The sequence below is a fragment of the Acinetobacter sp. V116_7 genome (genome assembly GCF_056735735.1).
Genome location: NZ_JBWZIF010000026.1, coordinates 212,919 through 228,226 on the forward strand (window position 1 = coordinate 212,919; position 15,308 = coordinate 228,226).

The following is a 15,308-nucleotide window of genomic DNA, read 5'->3' on the forward strand; positions in this document are numbered from 1 at the left end:
GCATAATCAATTTTTAATCTTATACTCTCATCTCTATACTAAAAATATCAAAGCGGCTAAAGAGAATGATCATGGCTAATATCCAAAAATTCGTTATAAATAATCAACGTACCTTAAAGAAAACCTTCAGCTATTACATTATGCATATTAGTGTAGCAATGATAGTTGCATACTTTGTAACAGGTAATATCTGGATGGCTTTGACTCTAAGCATGCTCGAACCAACCGTACAAGCCTTTGCTTTTTTCTTCCATGAAAAAGTTTGGGCAGCTAAAGATCGCCGCGTATCAGCCTTAGCCGAAAAAGAAACAACGGCTTAGGCTAAGATTAGTGCGGTAATTCACAACTTTCTCACTCGTTTTGCTGCAAGCATGATACGATTTTGGCTCGGCAACTTTAGCCCCTCGATTTTTCTATTCCAAGTTGAGTTGTATTATGAATCTTGCAGCCTTTGAAGCTTTTGTAAAAGTTATGGAAACAGGGTCTATCTCTGTGGCAGCAGATCAATTATTTATTACTCAACCTGCTGTTACCAAACGAATTCACAGCTTAGAAGAATATTTTGGTGTAAAACTATTTGAGTCCGCAGGCCGAGGTGTACAGGCAACTCATGCTGCACATTCATTATTACCAAAAGTTAAAAACTGGTTAAATGAGCTTGGGGATATTCACCATACGCTTAGCCATGAACAAACTCAGGTACAAGGCCGCTTAAAAGTCGGTACGAGTCACCATATTGGCTTGCATCATTTACCGTCTCCACTTAAACACTTTGTTCAACAATTTCCGCAGGTTACTTTAGACGTGCATTTTGTTGACTCAGAGCAAGCCCATGAACAAGTACTGGCTGGTGATTTAGAGTTAGCATTTTTAACACTTCCTCCTTCAGGGGATGAGCGCCTTAACTACATTACAATCTGGAATGATCCTTTAGTTTTTGTTGCTGCACCATTTCACCCACTTGCACAAAAAGAGCATCTGACCTTACAAGATTTAATTGAATATCCAAGCTTATTACCCGCTGCACAAACTTACACAGCTCAAATCACATTAGCCGAATTTGAGAAACAAGGGCTTAAACCCAAAATCACCATGAGTAATAACCCTCTTGAGTCTATTCGCATGTTGGTGTCGATTGGTTTAGGTTGGTCAGTCTTACCAAAAACTTTGCTAAATCAAGATATGCAGCAACTTGATTTAGATGTAGAAATGAATCGCCAATTAGGCATGGTGTGGCATCCTGCACGTACTCAATCTAGAGCTATGCAAGAACTAATTAAAATGATGCAGGAATAATTGAATTAACGACTATATTTTTTAAAAAGGATATAAATTAAAACAGCAAAAGGTAGTAGTAAAAACAGAACGCCCCAACCAAAGAAAATTGCGGCAACAATAATGCCAATCAAAGTACCTGAAAATAATAGAAAAACAATGTAAATAAAAAGTTCACCTAGAAGTGTGAGGAAACCATTAATCAGTTCTTCACCCATTTGTTCAAAAAAGTTACCTCTACGGTTTTTCTTTTCTTCGGCCTCATTCTGATTATCCATCATATCCTCACTCATCATCATGACCGATTTAAATCGCCCTTACTCTCAATGCTGCAAAAGCGATTCAAATCTTGAGGAATATCATGCCTGTGAAATTGACCAGTCCTGAATATCCCAATTATTTTCTTGAGCCAGTTTTTCAAGGCGATCATCAGGATTTACTGCAATTGCATGCGTTGCATATTCAAGTAAAAAACGATCGTTGATTGAATCTGAATACGCCCAAGATTCAGACACGCTACGACCTTCCAACCAATCATCTAGACGTGCAAGTTTACCCTTTTGGTAACACGCCAAACCAGCAACTTTACCTGTATATTTCCCCTCAGCAACTTCAGCATTGGTTGCCAAAATTTCTGTAATTCCAAATTCACGGAAAATTGGCGCAGTAATAAAATCACTTGTTGCCGTAATTCCGACAATCGTATGTCCTAAGTCCTGATGTTTTTTGATTGCATCAAAACCTTTAGGACGCATTTGTGGACGAATCACTTTCTGCATGAACAACTGGTGAAGTTCAGTTAAATAATTATTGTCGTGCTTTGTTAAAAATCCAAAGACAAATTCATTATAAGCATATGGGTCAAGTTGTCCTGCTTTGTAATCTTCATAAAATTTATCATTCATCTGACGATGATGAACCGGATCAACCAAACCTTCATTGACTAAAAATTCACCCCACGAGTGGTCTGAATCGGTATTTAACAAGGTATGGTCTAAATCAAACAACGCCAGTTTCATGAAAATTCTCGTTTAAACTGAAATTTAAGAAAAAAAATGTAAATCTATCTCCGCTAGTCGATAGAAATTCGTTAAGATCGTAGCAATTTAAACATTTTACTTTGATCTTTTCGAGCTGGACATAAAAAAGTGTTTGTCCCCGCGATTAAAGTCAACGATATAGACAATATTTAGGTAGCCAAATGATCGACTCAGAAGGTTTCCGACCGAATGTCGGGATCATTTTGGCAAACGATGATGGACAGGTTTTATGGGCAAAGCGCATTGGTCACAATGCTTGGCAATTTCCACAAGGAGGCATTCAGTTTGGAGAAACTCCTGAACAGGCACTTTTTCGAGAACTGAGAGAAGAAATCGGCTTATTGCCCGAACATGTCCAGATTATTGCGCAAACCAAAGGATGGCTGCGTTATCGTTTGCCACATCGGTACATTCGGTCAGACTCTGACCCCGTATGTATCGGACAGAAACAAAAATGGTTTTTACTGAAATTAACTGCACATGCAAAAAATATTCAGTTAAACCTCTCAGACCCACCCGAATTCGATGAATGGCAGTGGGTTAGCTATTGGTATCCTCTTGGACAAGTGGTGAACTTCAAGCGTGATGTTTATCGCAAAGCCATGGTGGAGTTGTGTACACAGTTGCCGACGCAACAATTACCCTAAAAATCATTTATCTAGCAAATGATTTTTATTAAAAGTGCTGTTATAAATACATTCATAGTCTAAAAAAATACTGGAGTATACATCCATGTCAAACATGCAACTCGACACTTTACGGCGCATTGTCCAAGAGGTTAATGCGTCCGTCAGTTTGCATGAATCGTTAGACATCATGGTCAATCAGGTTGCTGAAGCCATGAAAGTGGATGTTTGCTCTATTTATTTACTCGATGAACGCAACCAGCGCTATGTTTTGATGGCCTCTAAAGGCTTAAACCCAGAATCTGTGGGCCATGTTTCACTACAACTCGGTGAAGGCTTGGTCGGTCTGGTTGGGCAACGTGAAGAAATTGTTAACCTTGACAACGCACCAAAGCATGAGCGTTTCTTGTATTTACCTGAAACGGGCGAAGAAATTTATAACTCATTCCTTGGCGTACCTGTTATGTATCGCCGTAAGGTTATGGGCGTTTTGGTTGTACAAAACAAACTTCCTCAAGATTTTAGCGAAGCAGCCGAGTCATTTTTAGTCACTCTGTGTGCTCAGCTTTCTGGAGTTATTGCTCACGCTCACGCAGTTGGAAATATTGACGTATTTCGTAAACCAAGTAATGGCCCTGCCTATAAAACCTTTCAAGGCGCTTCAGGTGCAGGTGGTGTTGCTTTAGGCCGCGCTATTATTTTATATCCACCTGCCGATTTAGCCTCAGTACCTGACCGTGAAGCAGAAGATATTAGTCATGAACTTCGACTTCTAGATCAAGCCATTTCATCAGTTCGTTCAGAGATTCGTTCTTTAGATGAAAAAATGCATGATTCATTAATGGCAGAAGAACGCGCTTTATTTAGTGTTTTCTTAAGAATGCTAGATGAAAATGCATTGCCAGCCGAAATTAAAGAACTTATTCGTGACGGGCATTGGGCACAAGGTGCAGTACGCCGTGTGATTGAAAAACATACTGCCCTATTTGCACAAATGGAAGACGACTATCTTCGTGAGCGAGTTTCTGATCTTAAAGATTTAGGCCGACGTATTTTAGCCTCGTTGCAAGAAGAAGATTCTAGTCACCGTGAACTCAGTCCAGACAGTATTTTAATTGGTGAAGAAATTAGTACTGCGGCACTCGTAGAGCTGCCTGTAGACAATATTGCAGCAATTGTGACATCCGAAGGTGCAGCCAATTCACATATGGTGATTGTGGCCCGTGCATTAGGTATTCCAACCGTAGTTGGCGTAACTGAACTGCCTGTTAACACACTTGATGATGCGGAAATGATCGTGGATGCCTATCAGGGCCGTGTTTTTGTTAATCCTCCACGTCGTTTACGTCAACGTTATAAAGAAATTCAAAAAGAAGATGAACAGATCGCAAAAGATCTCAAACAATACGAGACCAAAGAAGCGATTACGCCAGATGGTGTATCTGTTCAGCTTTATGTGAATACGGGTCTCATGATTGATGTCGTCCGCGGAGTACAACGTGGTGCACAAGGTGTGGGTCTATACCGAAGCGAAATCCCATTCATGTTACGGGAACGCTTCCCAGGCGAAGAAGAACAACGTGCAATCTATCGTCAACAATTAAGCCACTTCGCCAACAAACCTGTGGTGATGCGAACTCTCGATATTGGTGCAGATAAAGACTTACCGTATTTCAGTATCGAAGAAGAAAACTCGGCATTAGGCTGGCGCGGTATTCGTTTCACGCTTGATCATCCTGAGATTTTCTCGTCTCAAATTCGCGCCATGCTCAAAGCCAGTATTGGTCTAAATAATTTGCATATTTTATTGCCAATGGTGACTACGGTAAGTGAAGTCGAAGAAGTACTTTATTTACTTGAGCGTGACTGGATTGCGGTGCAAGAAGAAGAGCAAGTTAAAATTACCAAGCCTAAAATTGGAATTATGGTTGAGGTGCCAAGCGTATTGCTACAAATTGATGAGTTTGCTGAACTCGTCGATTTCTTCTCAGTCGGTTCAAATGACTTAACCCAATACTTACTCGCGGTTGATCGTAATAATCCACATGTAGCAAACGTTTACTCGCATTTCCACCCATCCATTTTACGTGCTTTATCTCGCTTGGTTAAAGAATGCCATGACCACAAAAAACCAATCAGTATTTGTGGTGAAATGGCAGGTGATCCATTATCGGCAATTTTACTTATGGCGATGGGCTTTAATACCCTTTCGATGAGTTCAAGTAATATTTTGCGAGTACGAAAAGCAATTTGTCATGTACCTATGACAGATGCACAAAAATTACTTGATGATGTTATGAAAATGAATAACCCACTCATTGTGAAAAGCTGGCTTGAGTACTATTTTAAAACTCACGGCCTAGCCGACATGGTCAAATCAAATCGAATCGTAAATGTTTAATATTTAAAAAAAGGAGAGCCATGCTCTCCTTTTTTCTTTCAAATAACTTAATAAAACTAAATATAAAAATTTCTTTTCTCTCTCTTATATCCAACTTTTTAAACGAAACCTCAATCGGTTTTTCAAATTAATATTTGCAATTTAATCCATTTGAAAAATAAGTCCTCTACTTCTACTATATTTAAAGAGCGTTATTCAAAGATCTTAAGTTGTTCCAGCAATTGAAGAGGTAATTCTATGCATCATTATTTTCAAACTTCATCTTATTTTTCCTCTTGTTTTTTAACCTTCATACAGTAAATTGGAGGAATAACAACTAAAGGAATCTGATGCATTATTAAATTAAAAATAATGAGCCGAAATCTTGGTGAAAAGACTTTTTAAACGGTTTCTCTCATCATTTGCTCACTCATTTCTTTATTTGATAAACATGAGTTTTTAAACCAGAAGTCCAGGAAAATGAGCCCTACTACTTTATCAAGAGCTCAATAATTATTACCCAGAGAGAATATAATCATGTCAGACGAATCAAAATGCCCTTTTTCAGGACATAACTCAAAACCCCAAGTAACGATCGGTGGTGGCACGCCTAGTTTACACTGGTGGCCAAAACAACTACGCGTCGACCTACTCAATCAACATTCAGAACGTTCTAATCCACTCGGTAAAGATTTTAATTATCGTCAAGAATTTAAAAAACTCGACTACTACACCCTCAAAGCTGATATTAAAAATGTATTAACCGATTCTCAAGATTGGTGGCCAGCCGATTGGGGAAATTATACAGGCTTATTTATTCGTTTAGCATGGCATGCTGCCGGCACATATCGTATGGGCGATGGCCGTGGTGGTGCTGGTCGCGGTCAGCAACGTTTTGCGCCATTAAATAGTTGGCCTGACAATGCGAGCTTAGATAAAGCACGCCGTTTGCTATGGCCAGTTAAACAAAAATACGGTCAAAAAATATCGTGGGCAGATTTATTTATTCTTGCCGGTAACATTGCACTTGAATCTTCTGGCTTCCGTACCTTTGGTTTTGGTGCGGGTCGTGAAGACGTTTGGGAACCAGACAACGATGTAAACTGGGGCGATGAAAAAGAATGGTTAGCTCATCGAAACTCTGAAGCATTGGAAGGCAGTAATCTCGCTGCAACTGAAATGGGTCTAATTTATGTAAACCCTGAAGGTCCGCAAGCCAGTGGTGATCCAAAATCGGCTGCACCGTTTATTCGTGCGACTTTCGGCAACATGGCAATGGATGACGAAGAAATTGTTGCATTAATTGCAGGTGGCCATACTTTAGGTAAAACTCACGGCGCTGGCTCTGCTGACCATGTTCAGGCTGATCCTGAAGGTGCTCCAATTGAACAGATGGGCTTTGGCTGGTCAAATAGCTTTGGCACAGGTGTTGGTAAAGACGCGATCACTTCTGGCTTAGAAGTCATTTGGTCACAAACGCCAACACAATGGAGCAATTACTTCTTTGAAAACCTATTCAAATACGAGTGGGTACAAGAACGCTCACCTGCTGGCGCAATTCAATGGGTAGCAGCAGATGCTGAAGCGATCATTCCTGATCCATTCGATCCATCAATTAAACGTAAGCCAACAATGCTGACTACAGATTTGACCTTACGTTTTGATCCTGAGTTTGAAAAAATCTCTCGTCGCTTCCATAACGATCCACAAGCTTTCGCTAATGCTTTTGCCCGTGCATGGTTCAAATTAACTCACCGCGATATGGGACCAAAAGCACGTTATCTAGGTCCTGAAGTTCCAGCTGAAGATTTAATTTGGCAAGATCCATTACCTGCTGCTAGCGCTGCACCATCTGCTGCCAGCATTGCTGATGCAAAAGCAAAAATTGTTGCACTAGGGCTATCTGCTGGCGAGTTGGTTTCTCTTGGTTGGGCTTCAGCGTCAACTTTCCGTGGTGGAGACAAGCGTGGCGGAGCAAACGGCGCACGTATTGCCTTATCACCGCAACGTGATTGGGAAGTAAACCAAAAAGCTGTTGAAACTTTAACTAAAATTGAAGAAATCAAAGCCTTAACTCAACTGTCATTAGCTGACCTCATTGTGTTAGCAGGCAACGTTGGTGTAGAGCAAGCTGCTCAAGCGGCAGGTTTCAACATTAGCGTTCCATTTGCCTCTGGTCGTGTTGATGCATTACAAAGCCAAACTGATGTCGAATCTTTCCAATTGCTCCGCGGCCTTGCCGATGGTTTTAGAAACTGGAAAAAAGAGGGCGTCAATGCAGCAACTGAAGCATTATTAATTGATAAAGCACAGCAACTGACTTTAACTGCACCAGAGTTAACCGCATTGGTTGGTGGTTTACGTGTTCTAGGTACTAACTGGGATGGTTCGCAACACGGCGTATTCACTCAGCAGGTTGGTGTACTCAGCACAGACTTCTTCACGAACTTACTCGACATGTCTACTGTATGGGCACCTGTTGATTCAACAAGTGAAGTATTTGAAGGCAAAGACCGTAAAACAGGCACTGTAAAATTTACTGCAACACGTAATGATTTAGTATTCGGTTCAAACTCAATCTTACGTGCACTGGTAGAAGTTTATGCCCAAGCAGATGGTAAAGAAAAATTTGTTCAAGACTTTGTAGCGGCATGGACTAAAGTCACGAGTCTTGATCGTTTTGACTTAGCTTAATTTAAGTCAAAGTTAAAAAAGCCAGTTCAAATTGAACTGGCTTTTTTAACTAAATATAAAGTGATGGACTTTTATACAGTCAATTTATGCCCTTCTCGAATGCAATAAAAAGGATTCGCAAGTTTCGATGAAGCTTTAATTGCTTGAGCTAGCGCATGTTCAGGATCTTCTCGGTCTTCGTCGGTCAACTGGAAAGTTCGATAATGAATCGCAACAGAACGATGAGCTTGCAAATCTAAATGTGCATGCACAGCATCTTGAGGATTCATATGAACATAACTCATTAACTTGCGAGGTTCATAAGCTCCGATCGGAAGTAAAGCAACACGTGGTGCGCCATAACGAGCATGGATTTGCTTAAAATGCCCCGCATAACCCGTATCACCAGCAAAGAAACAATGCCCTGTTTTAGCTACAACCGAAAAGCCGCCCCAGAGTGCTTTATTCTGGTCACGTAGGCCACGACCAGAGCCATGCTGTGCAGGTGTATAGATTATTCTTAGTTCGTGATAGGGAATTTCTTGCCACCAATCCATCTCAATCACATGAAACTCTTTGGGTAGGTAAAAGCCATTCCCGAGTCCAGTATAAATCGGCATTGCGAATTTTTTATGTAGCCATTCAAGCGTAGCCAAATCCATATGATCATAATGATTATGGCTGAGTAGAACACCATGAATCGTCGGCAATTGCTCTAATGCAAAACCTGCTGGACACACACGGCGAGGTCCACGACCCTGTGAAGGGCTTGCATAATCACACCATACGGGATCGGTAATAAAGTTATAAGGCCCAATCTGAATCAATACCGTTGCATGTCCAACAAACCAAACTTGCCAATCATCTAAATCCGCCTGAGGACGATTTTGAGGCAAGGCCACAGCCGTATTTACACGAGTATCGTATTCATTTTGAATATCAACGTTCCATGTAAAAGACTCACGTGTAACTAACCAACGTAATAGCTCTTTTGAGCCTCTAGCCGGTGATTTAGGCTGTTGGTTATAAAAACGTGTATCAGATTCACGCCCTGACTCGGGATGATAAAAAGGAGGTTTTATCCATGTATGCGTCCAACAGGACTGAGTCGGCAATTGATATGTTAATGTCGGCTTGTCTTTCATGGGCTTTTCTATGTTTTAGCATCGGCAGAATGGATGTGTTCAGGTTTCTATCTTAACAATTAAAACAAATTAAGCTATGGCACTTACACTTATTTATCATATAAATATCCCTTTTATTGTGGTCACAGCCAACATAAGTTGAATTAGATTGCCATAAAAAATACATAGATGTGTTGGGTTTATGCGTCGATAATTACCATTCTTATTAAGACTGCTTGTATAACATAACAATAATTAGTCACGTGAAATTGTGGGTGAGTTACTTGGTTTTGCTTTAGTAAGCCCAACTTTTCAAACTTCAAAAGTTTTGCCAGCTTATAGAACAAAATATTTAGTAACACTTAAATCCAACTCATTCTTAAAGAATTTATATTTTATAATATTATTTTATATTTCTTCATTTTTGCATATTATGAGAATCACCCATACTAATATTTAAAACATTTAAATATTTCTTTGATTAAGTAAAAATAATGTATTTAAACCACCCTAATTAATATATTTTATGAATTACTTGAACTTAGATTTATATATTAAATGTTTAATGAAAATTAAAATTCCATTTATTTTATAAATACCTAAACCACCTTCACGCTATATCCCTTTATGCTTTATACTTCACATAAATCATAGTAAGACATTTTTTGGATTAGTCTTATGGAACTACGCCATCTCCGATATTTCATTACCGTTGCTGAAGAATTAAATTTTAGTAAAGCCGCCCTTAAACTTTTTACCGCACAACCCTCCCTTAGCCAACAGATTAAAGATTTAGAAGAAGATGTTGGTGTACGACTTTTAAATCGCACTAAACGTAAAGTTGAATTAACCGAAGAAGGTGAAGTCTTTTTAGAACATGCTCGCCTGACCCTTGCTCAAGCTGAAAAAGCAGTTGCTCTGGCACGACAGGTTTCTAAGGCTAAACAGCAACTGCTCCGTATCGGTTTTGTTCCCATTGCAGAAATGAAAATTTTTCCTTACGTTCTTCCTAATCTGCGATTACAACACCCCGATCTCATCATTGAACTATCTAATCTAAATAATACTGAACAACTTAAATCCTTAAAAAAAGGTGAGTTAGACATTACCTTTACTCGAGAAAATACAGATAGTGATGAGATCCAAAGCCAATTTGTTTTGACTGAACCCTTGATTTTTTTACTTCCTAAAAATCATCCACTTACTCAATACGAACGAATTCCTGTTCATGCGTTACAAGGCGTTGACTTTATTATTCCTGCTGCCGAGCAGTCACAAACATTACATAACACGATTTTAGACTTTGCCAAAACTCACAATATCGACCTCAATATTGTTCAAAAAGCAGATAGCATGTTGTTTAATATTAACTCTCTTGGCTCTGGATTAGGTTGTACAATTTTACCTGCTTACGTTGCACCTTTAGGCATCAAAAATACAGTAGTCCGCCCTCTTGATGTCGAGTTACCGACATTGGATTTATTCGTAAATTACCGTAGAAATTCACAGTCTTTAGGGGTTCAAAAATTTATTGATCAACTCACTAAAGTGTTTCATCTGGATAAGAACTTAACTCACACCTAATCAGAAAAGCTATATATTATTTTAAGCCTATGATTAATAAGGGCACCTTTATAAAAGGTATAAGTAAATAATATTTTTTATTTATTTTATACTTTTTATAAACAGTTTAGCCCGCGCTTTTGTTCTATTTTACCTACTCGGTAAAAGCAAATATCTCTTAAATACAATTTAAAAACTTGGAATAAAATCTATATAAAACTGGATATTATTTTCACCATTTAATAAAAAATAATATATTTACCATTTAGTAAAAGGAGATTAGGAAAATGGTTGCAGTATTTCAACATCTTGGACGTAGTGTACTAAACCGCCCTCATTTCTTTATTGCTTTATTTATAGGATTTATCACAGCGAGTATTCTCACATGGTTCACTTCATGGAAATGGTCAACTATTTTATTAGTCAGCTGGAATACTTCGATTAGTATATATTTACTACATGTTTGGCAGCTCATGAAAAGTGCTGATCATTCACAAATGCAGCAGCAAGCCAAAAAACAAGATGAAAGCAAATGGGTCATTATGCTGATTGTTCTATTGGCTTTAACCATGTGTCTAGTTGCTATTTTAATACAGCTCTCACAGCTTCCTTCTGATCATTCTGCAAAGTTAGGCCATGTGGCTTTAGCTTTACTCACTATTGTTTCTGCATGGCTTTTTATGCATACCGTTTTTGCACTACATTATGCCCATGATTTTTATATGGCTTTATCTAGAAATGAAGAAAATGGTGGTCTAGATTTTCCGGGAACAAAACAACCCACTTATCCTGATTTTCTATATTTTAGTTATATTATTGGCACCTCTGCCCAAACTGCCGACGTTTCGATTACCACCAAACACATGCGTCTTTTAAACTTATTTCACGCGGTGTTGTCTTTTGGGTTTAATACCACCATTTTAGCGATCTGTATTAACGTTGCTGCTGGTTTTCTTACCAACTAAAACTTGCATTTAGGAAATAAAAAAGTCACCCAAATGGGTGACTCTAAACAGCAGAGGTTTACAACAATGAGCCCATCGTGCTTTGTTTTAAGCCTTCACGTTGCTTGATGGTTTCAACATAACGCGTAATAGCAGGATGAGATTCAATCGCTCCCATTTTCAATTGCCATAACAGCATTGCTCCCACGCTTACATCTGCGACGGTAAACTGTTCGCCACACACATACGGATTTGCTTCATTAAGCCCTTGTACTAAAGCTTGGTAGGCATCGTTGTAATCACCATAACCCACAAACATTTTTTGCTCAGGAGACACATCTATTCCGAGAGCTTTATCAACACCCGCAGCTTCCCATGGGCCTGCCATCAAAAATAACCAGCGATAGTACAAACCACGTTTAGGATCATCTAATGCAGGAGCTAAACCTTTATCGAAAAATTTATCAGCAAGATAAGCACAGATTGCCCCTAACTCATAAATCACGACATCACCATCTACCAATACTGGCACTTTTCCAAAAGGATTAATTTTTAGATATTCTGGTGTTTTCATTTCAGTCTTGTATTCGACTTCAATACGTTCACACTCAACACCTAATTCGACTAAAAGCCAGTCGACCACAACACCACGTGATTCTTTGTTAGTATAAAGTTTAAGGCTCATTTTTATGGCTCCTTGTTTATCGTGGAACCTAGTCTACAAAACCTCTTTGTCAGTTTTTGTCAGTAGTCTTCGACTCTTGTGCCCACCACTGCTCAAATAGTTTTTGCTTAAATGAGGGATATAACTCTTGGGTTAAACTCAAGTGTTGAATACGGTCCATTCTAAAATGCCGAAAGTCCTGTCTTAGCTCACACCATGCAGCTAAAACAATTTTGTCATTAAAATATCCCAAGGCAAAAGGCCACAAAGTTCGAACACTACTTCGTTGCTGCTCATCATGATAATGCATCGAAATTTTGACTTGCTGCCGAATGGCTAAACGTATCTGTTCGACTTGTTTTTCATCTACAGGTAGCCATGTGTTAAATGCTCTTAAAGTCGTCTGCTGTAATAAATATTGACGATGCTCGGGCAAAACAGAATTCAATTTAGCTAATACAGATGTAGATGCCGATTGTAAAGATTGATCAGGCACACTCTTCAACCAATACAATGCCAGAAAAATAGCTTCGACTTCATTTTCATTGAGTGTCATTGGTGGCAGTACAATATCTTCTTTAAGTTGAAAACCTATACCTGCCGATGCCTCAATTGCTACACCCTGCTCACGTAAGCTATCGATATCGCGATAGACACTTCGGACACTAATTCCCATACGTTCAGCGAGAACTTGTGCAGTGATTGGATAACGGGCTTCTCGAAGTTGTTGTAAAAGATTTAATAGACGAATAGAACGACTCATTTTTCTCTTCTTATTGTTATTAGACATACAATAAGAGGGAATAAATTCCCCCTTATTGTATTATTCTAAATTATGCAACATCTACCGTAGATAACTTTGCATATTCTCTTAAAAAGTTGTGCAGCTCAGGTACATCTTTGGCAATCGTTAAAGGCTGGAACTGTTGTAGAACTTCGATCGAATGCACACCATAGCCCACACCAATTCGTGGCATGTTTAACCGCTGAGCCATCTCAAGATCATAGCTACTATCACCAATCATTACTGCACGTTCAACACTCACTCCAGTGACTGTTAAGATTTCTTGCAACATGAGTGGATCTGGTTTAGATCTGGTTTCATTGGCTGCTCGAGTCACATCAAAAAGATGAGTACTCTGTGTTTTTGCGATTACACGATCTAGCCCACGACGGTTTTTACCCGTTGCGACTGCAAGTTTTAAACCTTGCGCTTTTAAATCATGTAGTAGCTCAGCAATACCATCGAACCATGCATCATTTGTAGAGTTTGCAATATAGTGATCGCCATATGCTTTTAAAATTGAGTCATGTAACTCAGGTGCTTCTGGAAATAGGGTTTGCATAACTTCGGGCAAGCCTAAACCAATAATGCTTTTTGCTGCTTCATCTGTTAAAGGCAATTCATGTTGTTCTGCGGCATGTTGCAAGCTAGCAACAATCTGTCCAACAGAGTTATATAAAGTCCCATCCCAATCGAAAATAACTAATTCGGTTTTTAGACTCATTTTGCCACTCTCAAAGCCTTTAATAACTGGGTCATGTCTTCTGGTAAAGGAGCTTCAATCGGTGGATAACCTGGAATATCTAAACGCATCGCATGTAAACATAGACGACGTGCTTCAGGACCAGTGTACTCAGTCGTGTGTCCATATTTATCGTCACCAATCAAAGGGTGTCCAATGCTTAAACCGTGCACACGAATCTGATGAGTACGGCCAGATAAAGGTGATGCATGAACCAGAGTCGCATTTTTAAAGCGCTCTGCTACAACCCATTCGGTTTTACTTGGTTTACCATCTTTAGTCACACGTACACGACGCTCGCCATTTGCCAGCTCATATCTCAATAAAGGTGCATCAATCAGCTGTTTATCTAAGCTCACTTGCCCTTTAACAATCGCGGCATAAGTTTTACGAATTTTGTGCTCACGCAACATATCTTGTAGTTGTTTTAAAGTGCTACGTTTTTTACTAATCATGACCAAACCAGAAGTATCACGGTCAATACGATGAATTAGTTCTAAATATTTTTTGCCTGTCGCTGCACGTAGTGCTTCAATCAAACCATATGCCATACCACTACCACCATGGACAGCAATACCTGAAGGCTTATTAACAACTAACAAGCCTTCATCTTCATAGACCACACGGCTTAATAGGCCTTGTGCTACACTGTCACTGACAGGAGCGGCTGTTTCGTCTTTTTGTTCGTAACGAATTGGAGCAACGCGAATCTGGTCGCCAATCTCAAGTTTAGTCTCAGCTTTTACACGTTTTTTATTTACTCGAACCTGACTTTCACGAATCAAACGATAAATACGACTTTTAGGTACACCTTTTAAACGCGAGAACAGGAAATTATCAATTCGCTGTCCTGCTTGATGTTCATCCACCTCAAACCAAGTGACACTTTGCCATTGCTGTGTAGAATTCATACTAATATTTAAACCTGAAATTTTGCTAAATTTGATTAATAAATGACCGTTTAGCTTAGTTTTTTCACAAGAAATCTAAGCTTAGCCCATAGGCAGATGCTGCAAGGTTTGATATAGTCAGCGCACGGATACCGCCGTAAGTGAACATCTAATAGGGAATTTCCCTGATTGAAACCTCAATCAAAATGATGCTTTCACCATCAGCTCGGATAGGTCCTAAAGAATTATGCCGACGCCGAAGGCTTATTATATCGGCAAAATGACAAACTGTTGCGTTTAATTCAGTTTGTTCAAAAAAATATGTTACCAACTCTAGTTGGTTATGGAACGTAAACTGATACACATCAGACAAATCGCTCCTTAAAGTTGCCTTCAGGCTAAAGCGTTGATGCATTGGAACTGCCGAAAGCACCGATACGATGAACATTCCGTATCAAACTTCCAAAAAGAAGTCACTTCGCGCTCAATGACAGTGAAAGTCATTAACCAATGTACCGCTCACCCGCCAGTGAAGCACTAAGGAAGTCCGATTTAAAGGTTGAAGCAGTATTGCCTACATCACAGACGAGAATCGAAGTTAAG

Annotated in this window: 14 protein-coding genes; 7 read left to right on the forward strand and 7 right to left on the reverse strand. The window is 39.3% G+C overall.

Annotated elements, in window-relative coordinates:
- Positions 1–65: 65 nt before the first annotated feature.
- The gene (locus tag AC1PJP_RS12130; protein ID WP_171056858.1) at positions 66–320 is read left to right on the forward strand and encodes a DUF2061 domain-containing protein; all 255 of its coding nucleotides are present in this window, start codon (positions 66–68) and stop codon (positions 318–320) included.
- A 115-nt stretch (positions 321–435) separates the two neighbouring features.
- On the forward strand, positions 436–1,296 hold the full coding sequence (locus tag AC1PJP_RS12135; protein WP_049837940.1) for a LysR family transcriptional regulator: 861 nt from the start codon (positions 436–438) through the stop codon (positions 1,294–1,296).
- Between the two features lie 5 nt (positions 1,297–1,301).
- Here the strand turns inward: AC1PJP_RS12135 and AC1PJP_RS12140 are convergent, their stop codons facing one another.
- Together AC1PJP_RS12140 and AC1PJP_RS12145 are read right to left on the reverse strand one after the other, a co-directional pair.
- A complete protein-coding gene (locus AC1PJP_RS12140; RefSeq protein WP_479767054.1) occupies positions 1,302–1,553 on the reverse strand; it encodes a hypothetical protein in 252 nt (83 codons plus the stop codon).
- An 81-nt stretch (positions 1,554–1,634) separates the two neighbouring features.
- Positions 1,635–2,294, reverse strand: a complete 660-nt coding sequence (locus AC1PJP_RS12145) for an HAD family hydrolase (protein ID WP_111855563.1) — start codon at positions 2,292–2,294, stop codon at positions 1,635–1,637.
- A 182-nt stretch (positions 2,295–2,476) separates the two neighbouring features.
- On the opposite strand from AC1PJP_RS12145, the gene AC1PJP_RS12150 reads away from it, so the two are divergent.
- The 3 genes from AC1PJP_RS12150 to katG all read left to right on the forward strand — a co-directional run bounded on the left by AC1PJP_RS12150 (position 2,477) and on the right by katG (position 8,015).
- Positions 2,477–2,962: an RNA pyrophosphohydrolase gene (locus tag AC1PJP_RS12150; RefSeq protein ID WP_479767032.1), complete on the forward strand. Its 486-nt coding sequence runs from the start codon at positions 2,477–2,479 to the stop codon at positions 2,960–2,962.
- A gap of 85 nt (positions 2,963–3,047) precedes the next feature.
- Positions 3,048–5,342 (forward strand): phosphoenolpyruvate--protein phosphotransferase, encoded by a 2,295-nt coding sequence (gene ptsP / locus AC1PJP_RS12155; RefSeq protein ID WP_004794867.1) that lies wholly within the window; start codon positions 3,048–3,050, stop codon positions 5,340–5,342.
- Between the two features lie 516 nt (positions 5,343–5,858).
- On the forward strand, positions 5,859–8,015 hold the full coding sequence (gene katG / locus AC1PJP_RS12160; RefSeq protein WP_479767033.1) for a catalase/peroxidase HPI: 2,157 nt from the start codon (positions 5,859–5,861) through the stop codon (positions 8,013–8,015).
- A gap of 71 nt (positions 8,016–8,086) precedes the next feature.
- On the opposite strand, the gene AC1PJP_RS12165 is transcribed toward katG, so the two are convergent.
- Positions 8,087–9,139 carry an MBL fold metallo-hydrolase gene (locus AC1PJP_RS12165; protein ID WP_016139375.1) on the reverse strand — a complete coding sequence of 351 codons (1,053 nt, stop codon included), beginning with the start codon at positions 9,137–9,139 and terminating at the stop codon, positions 8,087–8,089.
- Between the two features lie 657 nt (positions 9,140–9,796).
- Here AC1PJP_RS12165 and hcaR point away from each other — a divergent pair.
- Positions 9,797–10,702, forward strand: coding sequence for a DNA-binding transcriptional regulator HcaR (gene hcaR / locus AC1PJP_RS12170; protein ID WP_004794873.1), 906 nt, complete (start codon positions 9,797–9,799; stop codon positions 10,700–10,702).
- A gap of 266 nt (positions 10,703–10,968) precedes the next feature.
- The gene (locus AC1PJP_RS12175; RefSeq protein WP_049837944.1) at positions 10,969–11,646 is read left to right on the forward strand and encodes a DUF1345 domain-containing protein; all 678 of its coding nucleotides are present in this window, start codon (positions 10,969–10,971) and stop codon (positions 11,644–11,646) included.
- A gap of 58 nt (positions 11,647–11,704) precedes the next feature.
- On the opposite strand, the gene AC1PJP_RS12180 is transcribed toward AC1PJP_RS12175, so the two are convergent.
- From AC1PJP_RS12180 to AC1PJP_RS12195, 4 genes are all read right to left on the reverse strand, one after another.
- On the reverse strand, positions 11,705–12,310 hold the full coding sequence (locus tag AC1PJP_RS12180) for a glutathione S-transferase family protein (RefSeq protein WP_151988878.1): 606 nt from the start codon (positions 12,308–12,310) through the stop codon (positions 11,705–11,707).
- Positions 12,311–12,359: 49 nt separating this feature from the next.
- Positions 12,360–13,052, reverse strand: coding sequence for a helix-turn-helix transcriptional regulator (locus AC1PJP_RS12185; RefSeq protein WP_479767034.1), 693 nt, complete (start codon positions 13,050–13,052; stop codon positions 12,360–12,362).
- A gap of 70 nt (positions 13,053–13,122) precedes the next feature.
- Positions 13,123–13,797, reverse strand: coding sequence for an HAD-IA family hydrolase (locus AC1PJP_RS12190; protein WP_005302013.1), 675 nt, complete (start codon positions 13,795–13,797; stop codon positions 13,123–13,125).
- Positions 13,794–14,726, reverse strand: coding sequence for an RluA family pseudouridine synthase (locus AC1PJP_RS12195; protein WP_004794885.1), 933 nt, complete (start codon positions 14,724–14,726; stop codon positions 13,794–13,796). The genes AC1PJP_RS12190 and AC1PJP_RS12195 overlap by 4 nt, the downstream gene beginning before the upstream one ends.
- Positions 14,727–15,308 lie beyond the last annotated feature (582 nt).

Coding starts and splice junctions, on each gene's coding strand:
- AC1PJP_RS12135 (WP_049837940.1), top strand. CDS start 436: ATGAATCTTGCAGCCTTTGAAGCTTTTGTAAAAGTTATGGAAACAGGG.
- katG (WP_479767033.1), top strand. CDS start 5,859: ATGTCAGACGAATCAAAATGCCCTTTTTCAGGACATAACTCAAAACCC.
- AC1PJP_RS12150 (WP_479767032.1), top strand. CDS start 2,477: ATGATCGACTCAGAAGGTTTCCGACCGAATGTCGGGATCATTTTGGCA.
- hcaR (WP_004794873.1), top strand. CDS start 9,797: ATGGAACTACGCCATCTCCGATATTTCATTACCGTTGCTGAAGAATTA.
- AC1PJP_RS12185 (WP_479767034.1), bottom strand. CDS start 13,052: ATGAGTCGTTCTATTCGTCTATTAAATCTTTTACAACAACTTCGAGAA.
- AC1PJP_RS12195 (WP_004794885.1), bottom strand. CDS start 14,726: ATGAATTCTACACAGCAATGGCAAAGTGTCACTTGGTTTGAGGTGGAT.
- AC1PJP_RS12145 (WP_111855563.1), bottom strand. CDS start 2,294: ATGAAACTGGCGTTGTTTGATTTAGACCATACCTTGTTAAATACCGAT.
- AC1PJP_RS12165 (WP_016139375.1), bottom strand. CDS start 9,139: ATGAAAGACAAGCCGACATTAACATATCAATTGCCGACTCAGTCCTGT.
- AC1PJP_RS12180 (WP_151988878.1), bottom strand. CDS start 12,310: ATGAGCCTTAAACTTTATACTAACAAAGAATCACGTGGTGTTGTGGTC.
- AC1PJP_RS12140 (WP_479767054.1), bottom strand. CDS start 1,553: ATGGATAATCAGAATGAGGCCGAAGAAAAGAAAAACCGTAGAGGTAAC.
- AC1PJP_RS12175 (WP_049837944.1), top strand. CDS start 10,969: ATGGTTGCAGTATTTCAACATCTTGGACGTAGTGTACTAAACCGCCCT.
- ptsP (WP_004794867.1), top strand. CDS start 3,048: ATGTCAAACATGCAACTCGACACTTTACGGCGCATTGTCCAAGAGGTT.
- AC1PJP_RS12190 (WP_005302013.1), bottom strand. CDS start 13,797: ATGAGTCTAAAAACCGAATTAGTTATTTTCGATTGGGATGGGACTTTA.
- AC1PJP_RS12130 (WP_171056858.1), top strand. CDS start 66: ATGATCATGGCTAATATCCAAAAATTCGTTATAAATAATCAACGTACC.